At 57.7% G+C, this 18,637-nt stretch carries 16 protein-coding genes; 13 read left to right on the top strand and 3 right to left on the bottom strand.

From position 1 onward, the window contains the following. Positions 1-128 precede the first annotated feature (128 nt). Positions 129-1,154, bottom strand: a complete 1,026-nt coding sequence (locus AC1D1Z_RS19300) for a zinc-dependent alcohol dehydrogenase family protein (protein WP_065276593.1) — start codon at positions 1,152-1,154, stop codon at positions 129-131. 592 nt (positions 1,155-1,746) lie between these two features. Between AC1D1Z_RS19300 and AC1D1Z_RS19305 the strand changes: the two genes are divergently transcribed. From AC1D1Z_RS19305 to AC1D1Z_RS19320, 4 genes are all read left to right on the top strand, one after another. Continuing rightward, positions 1,747-2,682, top strand: a complete 936-nt coding sequence (locus AC1D1Z_RS19305; RefSeq protein WP_032990343.1) for a sugar ABC transporter substrate-binding protein — start codon at positions 1,747-1,749, stop codon at positions 2,680-2,682. 39 nt (positions 2,683-2,721) lie between these two features. Next, positions 2,722-4,269, top strand: coding sequence for a sugar ABC transporter ATP-binding protein (locus AC1D1Z_RS19310; RefSeq protein ID WP_115156582.1), 1,548 nt, complete (start codon positions 2,722-2,724; stop codon positions 4,267-4,269). Next, entirely contained in the window at positions 4,211-5,503 is a 1,293-nt protein-coding gene (locus AC1D1Z_RS19315) for an ABC transporter permease (RefSeq protein WP_477851595.1), read from the top strand. The genes AC1D1Z_RS19310 and AC1D1Z_RS19315 overlap by 59 nt, the downstream gene beginning before the upstream one ends. 86 nt (positions 5,504-5,589) lie before the next feature. Beyond that, the gene (locus AC1D1Z_RS19320) at positions 5,590-6,366 is read left to right on the top strand and encodes a glucose 1-dehydrogenase (protein ID WP_065276605.1); all 777 of its coding nucleotides are present in this window, start codon (positions 5,590-5,592) and stop codon (positions 6,364-6,366) included. Between the two features lie 9 nt (positions 6,367-6,375). Here AC1D1Z_RS19320 and AC1D1Z_RS19325 read toward each other — a convergent pair whose 3' ends face one another. Next, positions 6,376-7,758: an MmgE/PrpD family protein gene (locus AC1D1Z_RS19325; RefSeq protein WP_065276594.1), complete on the bottom strand. Its 1,383-nt coding sequence runs from the start codon at positions 7,756-7,758 to the stop codon at positions 6,376-6,378. Positions 7,759-7,991: 233 nt separating this feature from the next. Between AC1D1Z_RS19325 and AC1D1Z_RS19330 the strand changes: the two genes are divergently transcribed. The 5 genes from AC1D1Z_RS19330 (at position 7,992) to AC1D1Z_RS19350 (ending at position 13,207) form a co-directional block, all read left to right on the top strand. Beyond that, positions 7,992-8,726, top strand: coding sequence for an SDR family oxidoreductase (locus tag AC1D1Z_RS19330; protein ID WP_065276595.1), 735 nt, complete (start codon positions 7,992-7,994; stop codon positions 8,724-8,726). Positions 8,727-8,743: 17 nt separating this feature from the next. Continuing rightward, positions 8,744-9,604 carry an SMP-30/gluconolactonase/LRE family protein gene (locus AC1D1Z_RS19335; RefSeq protein ID WP_065276596.1) on the top strand — a complete coding sequence of 287 codons (861 nt, stop codon included), beginning with the start codon at positions 8,744-8,746 and terminating at the stop codon, positions 9,602-9,604. Between the two features lie 125 nt (positions 9,605-9,729). Beyond that, positions 9,730-10,668, top strand: coding sequence for an NAD(P)-dependent oxidoreductase (locus AC1D1Z_RS19340; RefSeq protein ID WP_065276597.1), 939 nt, complete (start codon positions 9,730-9,732; stop codon positions 10,666-10,668). Positions 10,669-10,756: 88 nt separating this feature from the next. Further along, positions 10,757-12,211 carry an NAD-dependent succinate-semialdehyde dehydrogenase gene (locus tag AC1D1Z_RS19345; protein ID WP_477851596.1) on the top strand — a complete coding sequence of 485 codons (1,455 nt, stop codon included), beginning with the start codon at positions 10,757-10,759 and terminating at the stop codon, positions 12,209-12,211. A gap of 60 nt (positions 12,212-12,271) precedes the next feature. Next, positions 12,272-13,207, top strand: coding sequence for a LysR family transcriptional regulator (locus AC1D1Z_RS19350; protein WP_032990333.1), 936 nt, complete (start codon positions 12,272-12,274; stop codon positions 13,205-13,207). Between the two features lie 79 nt (positions 13,208-13,286). On the opposite strand, the gene AC1D1Z_RS19355 is transcribed toward AC1D1Z_RS19350, so the two are convergent. Continuing rightward, entirely contained in the window at positions 13,287-14,126 is an 840-nt protein-coding gene (locus AC1D1Z_RS19355; protein WP_065276598.1) for a DUF4124 domain-containing protein, read from the bottom strand. A 309-nt stretch (positions 14,127-14,435) separates the two neighbouring features. Between AC1D1Z_RS19355 and AC1D1Z_RS19360 the strand changes: the two genes are divergently transcribed. From AC1D1Z_RS19360 to AC1D1Z_RS19375, 4 genes are all read left to right on the top strand, one after another. Continuing rightward, a complete protein-coding gene (locus AC1D1Z_RS19360) occupies positions 14,436-15,152 on the top strand; it encodes an HpcH/HpaI aldolase family protein (protein ID WP_245275436.1) in 717 nt (238 codons plus the stop codon). An 89-nt stretch (positions 15,153-15,241) separates the two neighbouring features. Continuing rightward, on the top strand, positions 15,242-16,069 hold the full coding sequence (locus AC1D1Z_RS19365) for an SDR family NAD(P)-dependent oxidoreductase (RefSeq protein WP_018517134.1): 828 nt from the start codon (positions 15,242-15,244) through the stop codon (positions 16,067-16,069). Positions 16,070-16,095: 26 nt separating this feature from the next. Next, positions 16,096-17,550 (top strand): aldehyde dehydrogenase family protein, encoded by a 1,455-nt coding sequence (locus AC1D1Z_RS19370; RefSeq protein WP_020572908.1) that lies wholly within the window; start codon positions 16,096-16,098, stop codon positions 17,548-17,550. An 11-nt stretch (positions 17,551-17,561) separates the two neighbouring features. Next, the gene (locus AC1D1Z_RS19375; RefSeq protein ID WP_026242379.1) at positions 17,562-18,635 is read left to right on the top strand and encodes a tartrate dehydrogenase; all 1,074 of its coding nucleotides are present in this window, start codon (positions 17,562-17,564) and stop codon (positions 18,633-18,635) included. Positions 18,636-18,637: the final 2 nt, after the last annotated feature.

Genomic DNA, 18,637 nt, shown 5'->3' on the forward strand with positions numbered 1-18,637 from the left:
GTTACATTGTGGGAAGCAGCTTTGACCTGACCGTTCTCTGCGATTTCCGCTGAGGCCTTGATCGGTACAAAGCAGGTGAAATGGTCCGCGACGAACTTCTCGTGCGATCACACGTCGCCAAGCAGTGGTCAGTCGAATATGAAAACGCCTTTGCCGATTTTCCTTTGCTCGAACAGTTCATAGGCTTCGGCGGCCTGGTCGAGCGAAAATTCATGCGTGAAAAGCGCATCAACGTTGATACCGCGCTCCGCGACAAACTGTGCACACTCGTCCTGAATATTCTTGCTGAATGTCAATGAGCCAACCAACGATTTTTGCTTGGTGATAAGTTCGTTGCATTCAAATTCCATCGCCCCATGAACGCCGACCAGGCAGGTCGTTCCCCATTGGCGCACCACTTTCATTGCCTGTTGGCGCGCAATGGGGTTTGAACTGCATTCGACCGCTTTCTCCACGCCAAGTCCGCCGCGGGTGAGATCGCGTATTGCCTCGACCGGATCATCCTTGAGAGGGTTGATTGCGAAATCGGCGCCAAAGTCGCGGGCCATCTGCAGGCGTTCTTCACCGACATCCAAAGCAATGACACGTGCGCCGAAGGCTTTTGCAAACATCGTGCAGCTTAGACCGACAGGGCCTTGACCAAAGACAGCAATCGTTTCGTCAGCGGCGAGATTGATCCGCTTCAGCGCGGCATATGCTGTTCCGCTTCCGCAACCAACAGCCGCTCCCGCCTTGAACGACAGCTCATCCGGCAATTTGATAATCGTATGTGCCGGGACCTTCATAAATTGGGCATGGGCGCCATGACCGTTGCCGCCAAATGCAATCCGATCATGATCGCAGTTTTGCATCCAGCCGGAACGGCAGTTCGTGCAGGTCCGGCAGCCGTCATAGTGGTAGACCATGACCCGGTCGCCAACTTTCGCTTCCGATGATCGAACGGCCGAGCCCACTTCCGCGATGACCCCACATGGCTCATGGCCTTCAATGACGATCTGGTCTTCACGACGTTTTGGCTCGTTAAGGTGATTGAGATCACTTCCACACATGCCCGACGCTTTCATCCGAACAATAACCTCGTCAGGCCCGGGTGTGGGGTCCGCATACTCGCGAAACTCCATCTTCCCCTCGCCGAGAAAAACCAGTCCCTTCATTTTAATGTCCTCCACGACTTAGGCGTTCACAGGCATCACGCGAAAGCGCAGGCCTCGTCGTAATCCGTACCGCTCGTGACAAATCCAAGCGTCGCGCACAATGACCTCAGGCGAGAAAAGCGTCGGAGGCGCACCGCGAGTATAGGCTCAGGTTATAACCCTGCCCGTGCGATTCCCTAATGCCGACTTAGGAGACAACAGCGCAAACAGCTGTGCCACCGGCAGATCGGGACGCATCCAGCTGAAATTGGGTCATAACTTGGCATTATATCCTACCTGCCGGAGGTCTGTCTCCAACCGCCTCGGCATGTTAGGCAATCGTTAACGGGAGGATCCGTGGAGGACGGCTTCAAAGCAGGACTGCCACGCATGCTTCAGTTCATTCAAGACATCCTGCGGGCACCGACAGGGATTTTGACTGCACAGCATGAAGGCTCGGGAAACGCGGAGGCGTACCACGGTCGCCATGGGTCAGGTCGGTGTGAACAGACACAGCAAGTATTCATCAAGGGAGGAACTTATGCACACTCAATCACAGACACGCAGCACCACACTCTTCGGCGCCGCTCGTCCACTGCTTCGCTCATCCGTCATGACCATCGCTACGGTTCTTTGCATCGGCTCAGTCCAGGCAAAGGACCTGACATTTGGGTATGTGCCGGCCAGCCTTGAATATCCCTACAACGTGATGACGGCCAAGGGTTTCGAAGAGGCAGCCGCGGCCGCGGGCGTCAAGACAGTTGTTCTCGATCCACGTGGAAGCGTTGAGAAGCAGGGCAACTCTCTGGATGACCTTATCGCCCAAAAGGTCGATGCCATCGGCTTTCTACCGCTCGACTCCGTCGTGTCCGAATCCTTTGTGGACAAGATCAACGACGCAAAGATCCCGGTGGTCGCTATCGCTCTTCAAGTCGGCGATTCTGCATCACGCAAGGTGACCGAGCCTTACCCCGGCCTTTCGGCACTTGTGGCCACCGACAATTACCAGGCCGGCTATGTGTCGGGAGAGATGGCCGCGAAGCTACTGCCGAAGGACCGTCCGGCAAAGATCGGTATCGTCATGGGCGATCCCGCCTATACGATCGTCAAACTTGACACCGATGGTTTTAAAGCTGCGCTCGATAAAGCCGGTGCGAAATACGACGTCGTCGCCGAGCAGCCGACCAATTGGACGCCAGATGAAGGCGAAGCGGTTTGCCAGAACTTTCTGACAGCCCATCCGGACATCGACCTGATTTTCAGCCACGCCGACGACATGGCGATTGGGTGCGCGCGTGCCATCGAGGCCTCCAGTTCCAAGCCGATCCTGATTGCGACCGGAGGCGGGTCAAAACTGGGCCACGATGCGATCCTAGCCGGCGAAATGTATGGCTCCGTCTGCACTCGTCCTAAGCTTCTCGGTTCGCTGATGTTCAAGGCGATGTATGAGGCGGCAACCAATCCTGACACACCAAAAGCTCGCTTCGTCTCCTACGACATGCCCGCGATCACGAAGGAAACCATCGACGCCTGCCCTGAGCAGTGGTGAAATAGCCTTGTGAAGAAGAGCCAATGGGAGGCTGAGCCGATGCAACACGAAAACCCAATTATGCAACTGCGCGGTGTCGTGAAGGGGTTTCCCAATGGAACAATTGCCCTGCGCGGTGTCGATCTTGAGATCGAGCAGGGAAAAGTTCATGGATTGCTCGGCGCCAACGGCGCCGGCAAGTCCACCCTTATCAAGGTTTTGTCCGGTGCTTACTGGCCAACGCTTGGCGAGATTATCTGGCGTGGAAAGCCTGTCATCTGGGACAATCCCAAAAACGCCAACGACATGGGTGTTGCCACCGTTCACCAGCATATCCCTCTGGTTTCGACGCTGTCGGTTCTTGAAAATGTCTACCTGGGGGAAACAGGTTTTTGGCGGAATTCCGCCTCGATCAGACAACGTTTCGACGAGCTCTGTCGGCGACTGGGCTATTGGGTGAATCCAGATGCACCTGTCAGTTCGCTATCGATAGGCGAGCGTCAGATGGTATCGATCATGAAGGCAGTTGGCACTGGCGCCGACTTGATTGTGATGGACGAACCCACCGCCTCTCTTGCCGCGCAAGAGCGCGAACTCGTCTATGAGACGGTAAGACGGCTGTCGAAGGTTGAAAAAAAGGCCATCCTATTTGTCTCGCATTTCCTGGATGAAGTGATGGCATTGACGGACCACGTAACCGTCCTTCGTGACGGCGTGGCGGTCATGCGCGCCCATACGTGCGACCTCGATGAGAATAAGATCGCAGAAGCCATTGTCGGAAAACAGATCGTTGCACTTGAGCGCCAAGCGCAAGACCGTCCGGCTTCCGGAACGGTGACAGCAGCGACAAGGCTGCAACTGAAAGATCTGGCCTCGAAGGGAAAACTATCTCCCGTGTCATTTGAACTCCGGCAAGGCGAAGTCATCGGCATCGCCGGCTTGCTGGGCTCTGGTCGCAGCGAATTGCTGCATGCAATCTATGGCTCTGACAAATATGCCACCGGCTCGGTCATTTTCGATGGACAACCGATCGCACGCAACACAGGTGCGGCCGTCCGCGCCGGCATTGGCATGGTTCCCGAGGATCGCATGGCCCAGGGTCTGGTGCCGGATTTCGAGATTTGGCGCAATACCACGCTTCCGGCACTGGGTGGCGTGTCGGTTCTCAATTCTTTGCCTGTTGCCGAACGGGAACGCGAACGCGGTTGGGAGGCAATCCGTCTGTTATCGATCAAGGCAAGCTCGCCTGATATTCTCGTGCGCGACCTTTCCGGCGGCAACGCCCAGAAGGTGACGATTGCCAAGTGGCTTTTCAGCGATGTGAAACTCTTCCTGCTGGATGAACCAACAGCAGGCATCGACATCGGCGCGAAGACCGACATCTTACGGCTCATCCGGCAGCTCGCCAGCCAGGGGAAGTCGGTGATCGTCGTGTCATCTGAGTTTGAAGAGCTGCTTGCGGTTTCCGACCGTATTTTGGTCATGCGCGACGGGGCCTGCGTTGCCGAACGCAACACCTTTGAAACATCCGAGCACGAACTGCTTCTGCTTGCCGGCGGGCAAAGCGCAGCCCCTGCAGGGGCGCACCACCAGCCGGCGTCCCATTAAAAGCGAGACTGATCCAATGACGACCACGACACAGACGAAAATTGAGCCCGCAGCCGCGATCGCCCCAACGGAGCAGGTTGACGGCAAGACAAATTGGCGACGCTTGTTCGGCCTGCGTGAGAGAGGTGTGTACTACGCACTGTTGCTGCTCATTACCGTGCTGACAATTCTGACAACTTACCTTGGCCAGACCAATTACCTCAGCCTGCTCAATCTCTCCAATGTCGTCTACCAGTCATCGCTGATGGCGATCATGGCGGTGGCGATGACCGTGGTCCTGATTAGTGGCAACTTCGATCTTTCTGTCGCTTCTGTCGCAGCTCTTGCTGCCGTTGTCCTGATCGGGAACGCTGATGCCATTGGCTTTGTGCCCGCCGCAGCGCTTGCGCTTGCCGTCGCCATGGGTGTTGGTCTGCTGAATGGTGTGATCGTTCAATATGTCGGGATCAACGCTTTCATCGTTACTCTTGGCACGATGACGGCGGTACGCGGCCTGGTGTTGATCTACACCGACGGCCGCTCATTGTCGGCCAGCAATCCCGACGTGATTGCTGCCATGAGAGCGTTCGAGGGAGGCCGACACGAGGTCTATTGGCYCGTCCTCGTGACCGGCGCATTGCTGCTTGCACTCGGCGCCATTGCGCTCTTCAGAGCCTGGAGCGCTGGCAAGGCCTTGCGGCCCTCCGCGTTCGGGATGGCAATCGGCGGTATCTTGTTCCTATTGATTGCCTACGCATCGGACGGTGAACTGTCCTTGCGCAACCCGGTACTTTACCTTGCAGTCTTTACTGGCATTGTCTGGGTTGTTCTCAGCTTCACCATGGTTGGGCGCCGCCTGTATGCTGTCGGCGGCAATCCGGAGGCTGCCCGCCTTTCGGGTATCAATGTCATGCGCTACAAGCTTCTTGCCTTCGTATTCTGCAGTGGCACTGCCGGATTTGCCGGTGTTCTCTTTGCGAGCCGCCTGCGGTCCATCAATCCGGCAGGTCTGCAAGGCGCCGAACTTACCGTGATCGCTGCGGCCATTCTTGGCGGGACATCGCTGTTCGGCGGCGCAGGCAGTGTTATCAAGACGCTTGCCGGTGCACTTCTGCTCTTTTCGCTGACGAACGGGTTCAACATGCTCAATCTGGGGGCAAACTGGCAGGGTTTGATCGAGGGCATTGTTGTCGTGGTTGCGGCAGCGATCTATACGGTTGGCGACAACAAATCGAAGTCGAAGACGGGCGGCTAGAGAACGACGCTGTCCTTCGCGCATTGCTCCGGTGAGCTCAAACCGGGCGTGCCGAAACCAAGGCAATAATAGAAATGCGAGAGACCATGACCAATATACCGACGATCGATTTTTCCGGCAAAGTAGCGTTCGTCACCGGCGCAGGCAGTGGTATTGGCCGCGCGACGGCGATAGCCTTTGCCAAGGCGGGAGCTTCCGTCACCGCTGTCGATATCAGCGAAAAGGGACTGGCGGACACGGTCGACCTTCTGAAAAGCTTCGGCGCCAAGGTACTGCCGGTCATATGCGACGTGACCAGTGGTGCGAGCGTCAAGGCTGCACTTGATGAGACGCTCAAATCCTTTGGGCGGCTGGATGCTGCGTTCAACAATGCCGGGATCGAGCAACCCGCTCAGCCCCTTGCCGAACTTTCCGAGGAGCTCTTCGACCGTGTTATCGCGGTCAACCTGAAAAGCGTCTTCCTGTGCATGAAATACCAGATCGAGATCATGCTGCGCCAAGGCAGCGGGGCGATCGTCAACACGGCGTCCGGCGCAGGCGTGCTTGCCATCCGCGGCCAGTCCAGCTATTGCGCATCGAAGTTCGGCGTCGTCGCTGTCAGCAAGGTTGCGGCACTCGAATATGCCGACAAGGGCATCCGCGTGAATGCAATATGCCCGGGGATCATCGACACACCCATGATTGCTCGCTACACCGGCGACACCGAGGCAGGCCGCGCCAATATCATCGCTCAGGAACCGATCGGTCGTATGGGCCGGCCGGAAGAGATCGCGGGAACGGTGCTCTGGCTTTGCTCAGACGCTGGCGGCTTCGTGACGGGGCACGCCATGGTCGTGGACGGGGGCCAAACAGCCGGGATTTGATCCCGCCGTTTAGCCAAGGCATCGGATCAGCTCTGTCGCGTCCGACAGTTGCTCCAATCTCCAGGCGAGGTCTTGCGCCTTCGCCTGGTTCCCATCCGCAACAGGTGTGGCAGCAACAGAGCAGCATTCCCGGAACTTGCCGCAAATATCTTCCCAACTCATCGGATTCTCCGCGTTTCCCGGAACATTGCGGCCTTCCTCAATCCAATGACGACCGTCGGTGGCAACGATTTCGACGCGGCCCGGCGGCAATTCGAGTTTCCAGTCGAGCGCAGAATCCCTCACCAGGCTGATCCTGCGCCCGATATCAAGGACCTGGGGATCGCGCAGGCCGGCCTCGGAAAAATCAGACACGCTCATCCCGCCTCGCGCAATGGCAACGGATGCCAGAAATGGCAGGCTGAACTTGGCATCTGCGAGCGTCGCTGGAGCGCGGCGTTCCTCAAGCGGTTGACACATCAGGTCATGGTAATCGCCGACGTGCAGCCGTATTTCCAAGATGTCGTCAAGTTCCAGATGGTTGTTGGCGACAATATCGATGGCCGCTTTCATGTGGCTATGCGCGGTGCCCACACAGGGCCAGCGCTTATAGAGTGTGCCGCTTCCGTGGAACTCTTTGCCGAGATCCTGAAGGATGCCCTGCCGATCATAACGGCCTGCGAAATAGGTGTTCATGAAACCGTATTCGCCCTCAAAGGCCTGATCAATGCCGGAGATGCCCTTCTGCGCCATCATGGCGGCGAGAACTGCGCCCTTTGCCGAAAAACCCGCATACATGCCGCGCAAGTCGCTGCCGCGACCGGCAACCATCTCCATAATGCCGCTGGACTGCATTGTGGCAATGCCGATCGCATGCCCGAGGCGCGCAGGGGAAAGTCGCATAACGCGGCCAGCCGATGCCGTGGCTGCAAAGACTGCAAGAACGGTCGAGAGATTCCAATCTTTCTTCCATTCCACATTGCAGCGCAGCCTGGCGAAAATATCCTGGCCGGCCGCGACCGCAGCGATAAGCTCCCTGCCTGACACGCCACCTTGTCGCTCCGCGACCGCGAATGCCGCCGGAATGATAGAACTTGCCGTGTGCTGTCCCCAGGGCGTCTGGTCGTCATAATCAAGGCAATGGGCGAGCGCGCCATTTGCGAGGGCTGCCATCATTGCTGGCGCCCTGCCCCCGAAACCCAAAAGCGTGCAGCTCGGGGTTCCACCGCTTTCTTTGACGATTTCCACGACGCCGCGCACCGCTGGTTCCGTCCCGCTTGCCGCGAGAATGACGCCCAGGGTGTCGAGGATAGTTTTTTTAGCCGCCAAACGCGCGGCTTCAGGTAAATCCTCATAGTTTAACTTGGCCGCGTAGTCCGCGAAGTGATGAACAAGGTCGCGTTGATCGGGCACGGCAAATCCTCCGGCAATAAAGACTGATGGGCTTTAGGGGCCAATTGTTTCGAACAGAATGTTTCGCATGTTCCGTGTTGATGGGCATCCGCAAGTTCCGTCGGTGAAGGACCGAAAACGCGTGTGATATAAGTTTGTATTATAAGGGAGATGTGCCACGTTGCTTTTGCTGTTCTCATTTGATCCTCAAGATGAAATCTAGTGGACTTTGAATCGTTCAGGAGGAGGCGACCGTGGGAATTCTAGCTGACAAGACCGTTTTGATCACCGGAGCACTGGGCACAATCGGGACGGCATTGGTGGCGCGCTACGTCGAAGAAGGCGCCAATGTCATCGCCTCGGACCGGCCCGGCGTTGAAAATGTCGACGAAAAGCTCGGCCAGGGCGTACGCTATTTGGGCGTGGACTTGAACGATCTGGCAGGCACGGAACGCGCGGTCGAGGAACTGGCGGAGACGGTTGGCGGGATCGATATTTTGGTCAACAACGCCGCCTTCGTCGTCAACAAGCCGCATGAGCAGTTTTCGATCGAAGAATATGAGGAGGAAATTCGCGTCAACTCGTCGGCTGCCTTCGTCTTGTCGCGCGCGTGCAGCGTGCATATGAAACGCAAGAAATACGGCAAGATCGTCAATCTGACGTCGTTGACCCTCACTGGCCACTGGGAGGGATTTGTTCCCTATATTGCGTCCAAGGGCGCGATGTACGGCTTGGTCAAGGGCATGGCAAGGGAACTGGGTCATCACGGCATCAACGTCAACGGCATTTCGCCAGGCGCCGTGGTGTCTGATGCCGAGTGGCGGCACTTTGGTGAGAAGCGCGAGGCTTATCACCAGTGGATCCTCGAGCGGCAGAGCCTTAAACGCCGGATCGAGCCTATTGATATCGCAAACCTGGCGATCTTCCTCTCATCGCCGCAAGCAGACCTTATCAGCGGGCAGAACATCCATTGCGATGGCGGCTGGTGAACCGGAGGCAGGACGTCATGGAAACTGCCGTGAACCATCTTGAACCGGCACTTTTCGCCGATGGTTTCTTGTTCCTCGAGGCGCCGAAATGGCAGCACGATGAACTTTGGGTGTCCGATGTGTTCGACCACAAGGTTTACGCTTTGTCGTCCGTTGGCCAGCGCGTCAAGACGATCGAAGTCGCCAATCGACCTTCCGGGCTCGGGTTTCTGTCAGACGGTAGCCTCATCATTGCCTCGGCAAAGGACCGAAAATTGTTGCGTTTCGACGGATCCTCTTTGGGCGAGTATGCGGATCTTTCCAACCATGCAGCGGCGTGGCTGAATGATTTTGCCGTCGACCCGCAGGATCGTATCTACGTCGGCGATTTCGGATATGATTTCGTGGGAGGTGAGGCGCGAAAGCTGACCAACTTGCACCGGGTCGACGCTGATCGGTCGATTTCGAAAGTAGCATCGGGGCTCGATTTTCCCAACGGTTCGGTCGTGATCAATCAGGGGCGGACCCTGATCGTGGCCGAAACCTGGGAAGCTCGGCTAACCGCGTTTGATATCGACGACAAGGGTCAACTGAGCAACCGGCGGGTGTTTGCCGACTTGCACGGGCGCCAGCCGGACGGAATTTGCGCAGACGCCGAAGGCGCGATCTGGGCAGGAATCTACAATACCGGTGAGTTTATCCGTGTTCTGGACGGGGGAAGGGTGACGCACCGCGTTGCGTTTGACGGCTCCGGCATATCCTGCGCGATCGGGGGCCCAGAGGGGCGCACCCTTTTCATGACTGTGTTCGTGGGAACCAATGACGATATCGCTGCTGGCAAGCGCAATAGCGCGGTTTTCACGGTCAATCTGGAAATAGGCAATGGGGTTCGGCCCTAATCCGTCCGTTTTGTTAACATATAAGCAAATGTTATAACTGCCGCTGACTTGATGCGCTGCACGGTTGATCACGAGGTGACGCGTCGATAGCGTCCGCACAACCACGGAAGAATAGGTAAGCCGACATGCAGCCGATTATCGCCTTTCCCGCCCTTGCGGGCATGACATATCCGCAACTCGAGGCGCGCGACCTGATGCGCATTGTGCCGGGCCTTGATGACATTCCCACCCTGCCGGAGGCAGAGCGCGCTGCGGTGCGCGTTCTTATGACAAGCGCGACGCGCGGATGCACCGACGATATCGCCGCTGTCCTGCCAAACCTCGGTTTCGTCATTTCACAAGGCGCAGGAAACGACCGTATCGAGACAAGCGCTCTTGAGCGCCGCGGCGTCAAAGTCCGTTGTGTTGGCGAAGCGCTGACCGACGATGTCGCCGATCTGGCTATTGCTCTCACCCATATGATATCGCGCAGCCTCGTGCGGGCCGATGCTTTTGCGCGCAACGGAACTTGGCAGCAAGGGCGCTTCGAGGTTGGCGACAGTCTCGTCGGGATGACAATGGGTATTGCGGGATTGAGCGGACGGATCGGTCAGGCGATCGCCGCTCGCGCTCGGGCGTCGCGCATGAAGATTGCTGGGCTCGATCGGGGCTCGAACGCCGGTCTCGATGCCTCGCTTCACGACGGATGGCGTGCGTTGGCTGCGGCAAGTGACGTGCTTGTGCTGGCCGTACCAGGGACTGCCGATCTTAAGCACGTTATTGGCGCTGAGGAGCTTGCAGCACTAGGCCCAAAAGGTCGCCTGGTTAACGTCGGTCGCGGTAGTCTTGTCGACACGAACGCCCTGATCGCCGCGTTGGAGAACGGCACGATTGCCGGCGCAGCTCTGGACGTCCTTGATACTGAACCCGTCATTCCAGAACGATTGGCGGCGTTGGCCAATGTCGTGCTGACACCGCATATTGGCGGCCAGACATGGGGGCAACGTGCTCGTGGTGCAAAGATTGCCGAGAATGAGGTGATTGCTTTCCTGAAGGCCAAGGACGCTCTGCCGGCCGAGCGGTAAACACGCACGATTTTCTTCGGCGGTACAATCTTAACGAAACTCGGTCGGCACTATTGAAGCGGCGCGGCTCGAATGAGGATCAAGTAGCATGAACGACAAGCAACGATATCCCTATCCCCGTATCGGCCTCCTGATTGACGGCGAGTGGATCTACGACCGCCCGGCACTTTGCGACGTCGAAAATCCGAGTGATGAAACCATCCTGGGTCAGGTGCCCAAAGCCACGCCGCAAGATCTCCAAAACGCCCTTGAATCGTCTGCGCGCGGCTTTGAGATCTGGCGCAAGACACCGCCGTCTGAACGCGCAGCGCTGATGCGCCGGGCGGCCGCCCTGGTGCGGGAAAGGGCAGCCGAAATTGCCCCGGTCTTTACGCTTGAACTTGGCAAGACGTTGAACGAATCTTTGGCCGAGATCGAGCGGTCCGCTACATTCCTGGACTGGGACGCAGAGGAGTTGCGTCGCATGTACGGCCGTATCGTTCCGACCGATCCGCCGATCCAGCAATATGTCGTGCGCGAGCCGATCGGTCCGGTCGCGGCTTTTACGCCTTGGAATGTCCCGATGAGTGCACCCTCACGCAAGATCAGCGCGTCCTTGGCAGCAGGGTGCTCGATCATTCTGAAGCCTGCAGAAGAAACGCCGGCCACCGCATGCCTGTTTGCACAGTGCTTTTTGGATGCGGGTCTACCAAAAGGCGTCCTCAATGTCGTGTTCGGCGACCCGGACGAGGTCTCCCGCGCGCTCGTTTTGTCGCCCATCACACGCCTGGTCACGCTGACCGGATCGATCAATGTCGGCAAGCATCTGACGCGCCTTGCAGTCGAGACGATGAAACCGGTCTTGATGGAACTGGGCRGGCATGCTCCCGTGCTGATCGATGAGAACGTGGATGTTGACGCGGTCGCCCAGATGGCGATCAATTGGAAATTCAGAATGGCGGGGCAGTTTTGCTCGGCGCCGTCGCGTTTTCTCATTCATCGATCCGGCTATGAAAAATTCGTTGAAAGCCTTGCCACCAAAGCGAGCAAGTTGAAGGTCGGAGACGGATTTATGGAGGGCGTGCAGATGGGACCCCTCGCCAATCGTCGTCGTCTGGCGGCGATGCAGGACCTGGTGGACGATGCCGTGGCTAACGGCTCGAGACTTGCCACAGGGGGGCAGCGTGTCGGCAATCGCGGCTGGTTCTACGCGCCGACCGTGCTGGCCGATGTTCCTCTGGATGCCCGGATCATGAGCGAAGAACCTTTCGGCCCACTTGCGCCTTGCGCACCGGTGGATTCGATGGACGAGGCGCTGACGATCAGCAACAGCCTGAATATGGGGCTGGCAGCCTTTGTGTTTACGAATTCCATGGAACGGGCGGACCATCTGAGCAGGGAACTCCAAGTCGGCTCTGTGGCGCTGAACGTGTTTACCAGCCCAGGTGCAGATGCGCCGTTCGGCGGTGTCCGTGAAAGCGGAATTGGCCGGGAGGGCGGACCGGAAATGTATCACAGCTACACAGTCGCCAAAACCATTGCTGAACGGCGCGTCCGGGTCTAGGCTAAGGTATTGAGGTGCTTACACTCCTCTTAACAGATGAAGAGGAGTAGAGTTCGTTCAATGACAATGGAAATCGATCCGAAAAAGCTGCTTTACTTCGCAGCCGTCATTGAGCATGGCAGCTTGAACCGTGCGGCAAAACTGCTGGGCGTTTCACAGCCGGCTTTAACCACATCGATGGATCGTCTCGAGGCTGAGGTCGGGGTTCAACTGCTCGAGCGCAGTCCAAAGGGAATCGTCGCCACGCGCAGTGGCGACATCCTGTATTGCCATGCGAGGCTCATTCGCGAAGAAATTCAGCTGGCAGAACGTGATCTCTTGAATGCCAGTGATAGCCGCAGCGAGTCGATCCGGATCGGAAGCCTGCCAAGCCTGGCAAGCAAGATCGTGCCCATGGCCCTGAGCAAGTGGCGTGAAACGCACAATGATGGTCACCTGGAGATCGTCGAGAATGCGCAAGTCGACCTGTTGACGGGCCTGTTGCGTCGCGATTTCGACTTCGTTATCGGCTTCACCAAGGTTTTTGACATGTTGGATGGACTGCGCCAACGGGTGTTGTTCCGTGACACTCTGTGCGTAATCGCAGGTCCCAACCATCCGCTACGTTCACGGGAGACCCTCACCTGGAAAGACCTTGTTGCCTATCCCTGGATCAGCCCGACATCCCGGCGCACGCACACGGTTTTGGAGCACATCATGCAGACGATGGATGCACCCTTGCCGCAGATCACGGTTTGCGGATCGGTGTCGCTGCTGAAATCTCTGGTAGCAGAAACTGAACACCTTGCGCTCTTGCCCGCTCATGCCGTCAGCGAAGAAGTCGCCGAGCAACGTCTTTTTGCACTGCCTTTTTATGATCCAACGCTCAACCGCGACATCGCCGTGTTCTTTCGCGAGGGATATGTGATGGATCAGCCGCGCCGTGACTTGGTGACGTGCGTTACCGAAATTGGTCTTGAGCTCTGCCGCGATAAAAATGGCGACCAGCACGCGTAAGCGCCCGAGCCATCGCCGAGATCATTCATCCACGGAAAGAAGTTTGCTGGCGCAAAGGATTTTGCGCCAGCAGCGTGTCTTAGAACTTCGGTAGTGTCACCGTGAAGAAGAGCGCCTCTTCACTGGCCTTGATGTCGACCGGTGCGTCAGACGGAAGAAGCTCGATTGCCGTCTTTTCTCCATAGGTCTTGCCGTCGACGGTGACATTGCCCTTGCTCATGAAGAGCACTTCGATCTGCCCACGTGTACCCGTGTTAAAGGTGGCGCCGGCATCGACTTTGATAAAACCGATGTCGATGTTGCGTTCCGTGAAAGTCCCCAGGCGCTTGGTTGAAACACCCGGTTGACCGGTCGCAATCCAGTCGTAGCCCTTCGGATCCATCATAATGATATCGTCGTAACGCGGCGGGGCAAGCACCATCTTTTTGCCCATCGCCTCTTCGTAGCACGCAGTCGCACCGTCCTGATTGTGCGTCTGGCCCTTCTCGTCAACCCACGTAAAAATGCCGTTCTTGAACTCGCCCTTTGCCTTCAGCGCTTCGTTGGCAGCTTCGCGTCGCGGCGTGCTCAAGAAGCCCGCTCCGCTCGCTCCACCGAACTGGATGACCATCATTTCGAGACCTTCCGGGCGGTCCTGCGGACCGTAGTGGACGCTCTCCGGAAAGTAGGCGACAGAACCTTCATCCATGATCTTATGGGGCGAAGCAGGATATTTGCCCTTCAAAACATAGCGGATCTGATCGAAGTTGTGCCGATGGCGTGGTGTTCCCCAGCCGCCGCCGCCCGTCAGACCGACGTTGAGCAGATAGTTGTTCGGGGACCCGTCTTCTCCATACAGCAGGAACTTCTGGTCGAGCTTTCCATCGCGCATTGAACCGACGGCACCGCCCTCTGCGGTTGATGCTTCTGAGATACGCATTGTCACTCCTCTCGTGTCTCAAGTTTCGAATTGGATTGGCTTTGCCCAGATAATAGGAAAGTCTGGTGCTCTGACATCCTCTAAATTTTTCACTTATAACATTATGTTATCGCTGCTTCGCCGCTGGCTGGATGCAGGCTTGATAAGCAGGACCATAGACTGCAAAACCATAGGGACCGCGCACCGAATGAGTGCGCCAATGCAGTGCGCGATTGCTTCGCGAGTTTTGGATCCCCTATGACCGGTTTGGAAATTCCGACAAGAAACCTGATGAAGGCGAAGATGGACGCCGGCCAACTGGCGGTCGGAATGATCGTCCGCCTGATGCGCAATGTTGAGATTGCCGCCATTGCCAAGAGCGCCGGTTTCGATTGCCTCTACATCGACCTCGAACATTGCAGTTTCTCACTGGAGACGGTCAGCCAGATCAGCATGACGGCTGTTGCCTTGGGTGTGACGCCGCTTGTGCGTGTGCCAGGGCTCGACAAAGCCGAGATCAGCCGGACGCTTGAGGCCGGAGCGCAGGGCATTATCGTCCCGCATCTCGAAACGCAGGCGCAAGCCGAGGATGTCGTCGATGCAGCAAAATTTCAGCCGAAGGGAAACCGGTCGCTTCTTGGAGCCAATCCACACACTCTCTTTCGCGCCGGTCCCGCTGCGGAAACGATGGAAAAAATGAACGAGGCAGCGCTGGTTGTCGGGATGATTGAATCGGTGCGCGCCGTGGAGAACGCGGAGGAGATCGCCTCGGTCGACGGCATGGATATGCTTCTGATCGGCACCAACGACCTTTGCAACTCACTCGGCCTGCCCGGTCAACTCGATCATGTTCGGGTGCGCGAAGCCTACGAGCATGTCGCCGCCGCGTGCCGGGCAAAGGGAAAGCATCTCGGTGTCGGCGGTCTGAACACCCGCCCGGACGTAGCAAAAGACATGATTGCCCTGGGCGCCCGCTATGTTTCGGCGGGCAGTGACACCGGCTTCTTGACCAGCGCGGCAAATGCCACCGCGCAGTTGTATCGGTAGCTTGCAATCAGCCTGCGCGATGATGTGTGCCTATTCAAGCCCGTCGGCTCGAACCTGACAGACCGATCCTTTATTTTTGGAGATCAACCGTGAACATCGACACCGCCTCACAATCGCCTGAAGACGCTGAGGTACCTGCAGCCGCCCGCGACTTCAGCGTCAAGGACCGCGTTATCATCGTCACGGGGGCCGGACAGGGCATCGGCCGTGAAATCGTGCGCCAGTTTTCCGCAGCCGGAGCCGTCGCCGTCATTGCGGATCTGAGCATCGAAAATGCGCAAGCGGTGGCAGGCGAAATCGAAGCGGCGGGCGGCAAAGCTCTTCCCCTGCAGGTCGACGTTTCCAAACGGGAATCAGTTGATGCGATGGTGGCTGCAGCCCTGGCGGCATTCAAGCGCATCGATGTCCTGATCAATAACGCCTCCCTCTTTTCGACCCTGACCAAACGGCCATTTGAGGAAATTCCTTCCGCCGAATGGCAAAAGGTGATGGAGGTCAATATCAACGGCACGTTCTTCTGCGCCTCTGCGGTCGTGAAATCCATGCGTGAACAGCGCTTTGGCCGCATCATCAATATCTCTTCGGCCTCCGTCCATCGCGGCACGAAGAATTACCTGCACTATGTCACTTCCAAATCAGCCGTCATTGGCATGACAAACTCCCTGGCACGCGAGGTTGGTGCCAACGGCATTACCGTCAACTGCATTCGCCCGGGCACCGTTGCGACGGAAGTCAAAGCACGGGTCGCCAGCCTTACCGCAGACATTCGCCAGCGCAATATCGATCTGCAGTGTATTCCGCGAACCATCGTACCATCCGATCTGGCGGGGCTTGCCATGTTCCTCTCCACGCCGGCCGCAGCCTTTATCACCGGTCAGACGATAGCCTGCGATGGCGGCTACACCCACAGCTTTTGATCGAGCGCTTGCCGAGGAGATCGAACGTGAAACACTACGGAAACCTTTATATTGACGGCATGTGGGTGGCACCTGCCAACGCCGGTCAAAAGCCTCTCATCAACCCGTTCACGGAAACCGCCTTTGCAAGCGTTGTCACGGGCGGCGGCGTCGATGAAGTCAACAAAGCCGTCGTCGCGGCTCGCCGCGCATTCTCCACCTACTCGGCGACGACACTTGATGAACGGGTGGCGCTTATTGACCGCATCATCGCGGCTTACGAGGAACGCGCCGACGAGATTGCCGATATTATGGCGCAGGAAGTCGGCATCCCGGTCAGTGCCCGGGCACAGACCACCGGGCCAATCGGCCATATGAAAGTCGCGCGCGATCTCTTGAAGACGTACCACTTCGAAAGGCACCTTGGTGATACGATCATCCGGCGTGAGCCCATCGGGGTTTGCGCGCTGATCTCTCCTTGGAACTGGCCGGTTCAAACACCAGTCATAAAGGCGATCTACGGACTGGCCGCTGGCTGTACGCTCATCATGAAGCCCTCCGATGCTTCACCGGTCAGTGCTATTGTGCTCGCCGAGATTTTCGAGAAAGCCGGCGTTCCACAGGGTGTTTTCAACCTGATCATTGGCCGAGGCCGCGACGTCGGAGCCGCAATGGCCAGCCATCCGGACATCGACTTGGTTTCATTTACCGGTTCGACGCAGGCCGGCGCACAGGTGGGCGAAGCAGCAGCCCGTACGATCAAACGGGTCTCGTTGGAGCTTGGCGGGAAGTCGGCAAACATTGTTCTCATGGATGCCGATCTGGAAAAGGCAGCGCGTTGGAATATCCAGCGGTGTTTCTTCAACACCGGACAGTCCTGCCATGCTCCGAGCCGCATGCTCGTGCATGAAAGCCAGATGGATGCGGTGGTGCCCTATCTCGTCGATGAGGTTGCCCGGTATCGCCTGGGTGATCCCAAAGATCCCGAGACCACGATGGGACCAGTCGTCAATCAGGCGCAGTTCGACAGCATCCAACGCCATATCCAGATCGGTATCGATGAAGGCGCTCAGCTTGCCTGTGGCGGGACCGGCAAGCCCGACGGGCGCAATCAGGGCTTCTTCGTAAAGCCCACCGTATTTGCTGGTGTGTCACCAGACATGACCATCGCCAGGGAAGAAATTTTCGGACCGGTGCTGGCGGTCATACCATACAAAACCGAGCAACAGGCGCTCGATATTGCCAATGACAGCATCTACGGACTGGGCGGCTACGTTTTCGGCGGCGACCGCAAGAAAGCCTATGACTTTGCCTCCGGCCTTCGCGCCGGCCGGATCTGCTTCAATGGTGCAGCCACCAATTCGCTGACACCGATGGGCGGATACAAACAATCCGGTATCGGACGGTCGATGGGAAGTGTTGGGCTTGAAGAATATCTCGAAATCAAATCCGTGTACGGGTTCGATGAGGAAGCGAGCCGCTTGCCCGAGTTCACATTCTGATGCGTACCGGGATGCGCTCCTACAAGATTGCAGCTATTCCAGCCGATGGTATTGGACCGGAAGTCATCGGGGCCGGGCTCCAGGTGCTCAAGGCCCTGGCTGCGCGCAGCGGGGACCTCTCATTTGATATCACGCATTACGACTGGGGATCGGACTACTATAAAACGCACGGCGAGATGATGCCCTCCGATGGGTTGGCCCGGCTGAAAGCGCACGACGCGATCTTGTTTGGGGCGGTTGGCTCCACGGACGTCCCGGATCACATCACGCTGTGGGGACTGCGGCTGCAAATCTGCCAGGGTTTCGATCAATATGCCAATATCCGCCCGACGCGGATCCTCCCGGGGATACCGACCCCCCTGCTCGGCAAGGGGGTCGGTGACCTCGACTGGGTTATCGTGCGGGAGAATTCGGAAGGCGAATATTCCGGTCATGGCGGGCGCGTCCACCGAGGCCTGCCTGAGGAAGTGGCAACCGAGGTTGCCATCTTCACACGCACAGGCGTGGCGCGGATTATGCGCTATGCGTTTCGGCTGGCACAGGCCCGGCCGCGTAAGCTCCTGACGGTCGTCACCAAATCGAATGCGCAGCGGCACGGCATGGTCATGTGGGACGAGATCGCCGCCGAAGTGGCGCGGGAATATCCTGACGTCACTTGGGACAAGATGCTTGTCGATGCAATGACCGTGCGCATGACGCGAAGCCCTGAAAGCCTCGATACCATCGTCGCGACAAATCTGCATGCGGACATTCTGTCCGATCTGGCGGGTGCACTGGCTGGAAGTCTGGGCGTCGCTCCCACGGCCAATATCGATCCGGAGCGGCGCTTTCCCTCAATGTTCGAGCCAATTCACGGTTCGGCTTTCGACATCGCTGGCAAGGGTATCGCCAACCCAGTCGCGACGTTCTGGACCGTCTGTCAGATGCTCGAGCATCTGGGTGAAATGGAAGGCGCTTCGCGCCTGATGAAAGCAATCGAGGACGTCTGTGCTTCCGGCACAATGACGCCTGACGTCGGCGGACAGGCGACAACGCAGCTCGTGACCGATGCGGTCATCGAGGCGATCCGCGCGTCCAATGCCTGACA

The organism is Rhizobium sp. P1_E1 (assembly GCF_056406015.1).

Excerpts from the sequence above, each read along its gene's own strand:
- AC1D1Z_RS19300 (WP_065276593.1), bottom strand. The coding sequence starts at position 1,154 with ATGAAGGGACTGGTTTTTCTCGGCGAGGGGAAGATGGAGTTTCGCGAG.
- AC1D1Z_RS19305 (WP_032990343.1), top strand. The coding sequence starts at position 1,747 with ATGACCATCGCTACGGTTCTTTGCATCGGCTCAGTCCAGGCAAAGGAC.
- AC1D1Z_RS19310 (WP_115156582.1), top strand. The coding sequence starts at position 2,722 with ATGCAACACGAAAACCCAATTATGCAACTGCGCGGTGTCGTGAAGGGG.
- AC1D1Z_RS19320 (WP_065276605.1), top strand. The coding sequence starts at position 5,590 with ATGACCAATATACCGACGATCGATTTTTCCGGCAAAGTAGCGTTCGTC.
- AC1D1Z_RS19335 (WP_065276596.1), top strand. The coding sequence starts at position 8,744 with ATGGAAACTGCCGTGAACCATCTTGAACCGGCACTTTTCGCCGATGGT.
- AC1D1Z_RS19340 (WP_065276597.1), top strand. The coding sequence starts at position 9,730 with ATGCAGCCGATTATCGCCTTTCCCGCCCTTGCGGGCATGACATATCCG.
- AC1D1Z_RS19350 (WP_032990333.1), top strand. The coding sequence starts at position 12,272 with ATGACAATGGAAATCGATCCGAAAAAGCTGCTTTACTTCGCAGCCGTC.
- AC1D1Z_RS19355 (WP_065276598.1), bottom strand. The coding sequence starts at position 14,126 with ATGCGTATCTCAGAAGCATCAACCGCAGAGGGCGGTGCCGTCGGTTCA.
- AC1D1Z_RS19360 (WP_245275436.1), top strand. The coding sequence starts at position 14,436 with ATGATCGTCCGCCTGATGCGCAATGTTGAGATTGCCGCCATTGCCAAG.
- AC1D1Z_RS19375 (WP_026242379.1), top strand. The coding sequence starts at position 17,562 with ATGCGCTCCTACAAGATTGCAGCTATTCCAGCCGATGGTATTGGACCG.